We start from the raw sequence: 3102 nt of genomic DNA, 5'->3' as shown, positions 1-3102 counted from the left end.
CCCTGCTAGGCGCTGCCGGGTTGGGGGGTGGGGGGGGGTGGCAAAAGGAAAACGCCCCGGAGAGATGATCTCCCGGGGCGTCTGAAGAAAAAAGAGGCAATTCCCTACTCTCCCACCGGTGAAGGCAGTACCATCGGCGCAACCGGGCTTAACTTCTCTGTTCGGAATGGGAAGAGGTGGACCCCGGCGCTCGCATCACCTCAAGGGCGGTGCTGAGTGCTCAGCAATATCGTTAGTGATAGTTCTGGTGTATTATAACAAAGCGGGAGGAAAAGAAACCAGCGGCTGACGTTATCGTCACGCAAAAGAGGCCAGTACAAAACGCTCGGGCCATTAGTAAGGCTCGGCTACGGACCTTTCAGCCCTTCCACCTGCCTCCTATCTACGTCATCGTCTCTGACGACCCTTCAGGGAAGTCTCATCTTGAGGTTGGCTTCGCACTTAGATGCTTTCAGCGCTTATCCGTTCCCAACGTAGCTACCCGGCCGTGCAGCTGACGCCACAACCGGTACACCAGCGGTTGGTCCACTCCGGTCCTCTCGTACTAAGAGCAGATCCTCGCAAACTTCCTACGCCCACCACAGATAGGGACCGAACTGTCTCACGACGTTCTGAACCCAGCTCGCGTGCCACTTTAATCGGCGAACAGCCGAACCCTTGGGACCTTCTCCAGCCCCAGGATGTGACGAGCCGACATCGAGGTGCCAAACCTCCCCGTCGATGTGAGCTCTTGGGGGAGATCAGCCTGTTATCCCCGGCGTACCTTTTATCCTTTGAGCGATGGCCCACCCATGCGGAACCACCGGATCACTATACCCGACTTTCGTCCCTGCTCGACCCGTCGGTCTCACAGTCAAGCACCCTTGTGCTATTGCGCTCTATGCCTGATTACCAACCAGGCGGAGGGTACCTTGGGAAGCCTCCGTTACTCTTTTGGAGGCGACCACCCCAGTCAAACTGCCCGCCAACCCGTGTCTCTTGTTCAAGGTTAGATGCCAGGCCAAAGAAGGGCGGTATTTCAAGGTTGGCTCCACGATGCCTAGCGACACCGCTTCAAAGCCTCCCGCCTATCCTACACATCTTTGGACCAGCACCAGGGGTAAGCTGCAGTAAAGGTGCACGGGGTCTTTCCGTCCCGTGGCGGGTACGCGGCATCTTCACCGCGACTACAATTTCACCGGGATCACGGCTGAGACAGTGCCCAGATCGTTACACCATTCGTGCAGGTCGGAACTTACCCGACAAGGAATTTCGCTACCTTAGGACCGTTATAGTTACGGCCGCCGTTTACCGGGGCTTCAGTTCAAGCCTTCGGGTTGCCCCTAAGCTCCCCCCTTAACCTTCCGGCACCGGGCAGGTGTCAGACCCTATACGTAGGCTATTCGCCGTTGCAGAGTCCTGTGTTTTTGCTAAACAGTCGCCTGGGCCATTTCACTGCGGCCTCTCATCACTGAGGAGGCACCCCTTCTCCCGAAGTTACAGGGTCAATTTGCCGAGTTCCTTAGCCGTGACTCTCCCGGGCACCTGAGTGTACTCCACTCGACTACCTGTGTCGGTTTACGGTACGGGCAGTGGATCATCCAACGTTTAGCGGCTTTTCTTGGAAGCCCTTCCCCTCCATATCAGTCCACCCGAAGGTTTTCTGTACTGTCGGCTTTCACCTACTCTAGCGGATTTGCCTACTAAAGTAATAGCTACCACCTTCAACGGGCACTTTCGTCCGCCCGCAGGAGGGTCATTTCTTCGTCCCCGCTTCACTCGATCCAGCTGGTACAGGAATGTTGACCTGTTTTCCATCGGCTTCGGCTCACGCCTTATCCTTAGGACCCGACTAACCCTGATACGACCAACGTTGATCAGGAAACCTGAGTCTTTCGGTGACTAGGATTTTCGCCTAGTTTATCGTTACTTATGCCTACATTTGCTTTTCTTGGCGCTCCAGCATGCCTCACAGCACACCTTCCCTGCCCCAAGAATGCTCCCCTACCACTGCTAGTCAAACTAGCAATCCTAAGCTTCGGTACGTGACTTGATGCCCGTTTATTATCGATGCCGAGGCGCTCGACCAGTGAGCTGTTACGCACTCTTTAAAGGAATAGCTGCTTCCAAGCTAACCTCCTGGCTGTCTAAGCACCTCAACTACCTTTGTTCAACTTAGCCACGCTTTAGGGACCTTAGCTGTAGGTCCGGGTTGTTTCCCTCTCGGACTGGGACCTTAGCACCCCAGCCCTCACTCCTGTGTTGAGCCTGCCGGCATTCGGAGTTCGTCAGGATTTGGTAGGATGTGACTCCCCCTAGTCCTATCGGTAGCTCTACCTCCGACAGCAATCACACAAGGCTGTTCCTAAAAACATTTCGGGGAGTACGAGCTATTTCCCGGTTTGATTGGCCTTTCACCCCTACCCACAGCTCATCCGGAAGCTTTTCAACGCTTATCGGTTCGGTCCTTCAGTGAGTGTTACCCCACCTTCAACCTGGCCATGGGTAGATCACGCGGGTTTCGCGTCAATACCAACTGACTCAAATCGCCTTTGGAAGACTCGCTTTCGCTCCGGCTACGCTCCTTAAAAAGCTTAACCTTGCCAGTCAGTCATTACTCGTAGGCTCATTATGCAAAAGGCACGCCGTCATCCCGAAGGACTCCGACCGCTTGTAAGCGCATGGTTTCAGGTTCTTTTCACCCCTCTATTCGAGGTACTTTTCACCTTTCCCTCACGGTACTGGTTCACTATCGGTCTCTCTGGAGTATTTAGCCTTACCGGATGGTGCCGGCAACTTCAGACGGGGTTCCTCCGGCCCCGCCCTACTCAGGATCCCTCTCCCCCCAACGACCCTTCTCAATACGGGGCTCTCACCCTCTCTGGCCGACTTTCCCAAGTCGTTCTTATTCGTGTCGTTAGGTTCAATGAAAGGTCCTACTACCCCGAAAGGGCCGTAACCCCCTCGGTTTGGGCTGTTCCGTCCTCGCTCGCCACTACTAACGGAATCACTCTTGTTTTCTCTTCCTCCGGTTACTGAGATGTTTCAGTTCACCGGGTTTGCTTCCTTGCGGATACCCTTGCGGGTGGGTTGCCCCATTCGGACATCTGCGGATCACTTCTT

Annotated in this window: 2 rRNA genes (1 of these 2 running past the window's edge); both read right to left on the bottom strand. The window is 55.0% G+C overall.

Annotated elements, in window-relative coordinates:
• Window positions 1–91: 91 nt before the first annotated feature.
• A 5S ribosomal RNA gene (gene rrf / locus BLR44_RS28295) occupies window positions 92–203 on the bottom strand.
• A 110-nt stretch (window positions 204–313) separates the two neighbouring features.
• Window positions 314–3102: ribosomal RNA gene (locus BLR44_RS28290) — 23S ribosomal RNA — on the bottom strand (it continues 93 nt past the right edge of the window).

It is taken from the genome of Catalinimonas alkaloidigena, assembly GCF_900100765.1.
Classification (GTDB): Bacteria; Bacteroidota; Bacteroidia; order Cytophagales; family Flexibacteraceae; genus Mooreia; species Mooreia alkaloidigena.
This window is presented reverse-complemented; position numbering and strand designations above follow the sequence as displayed.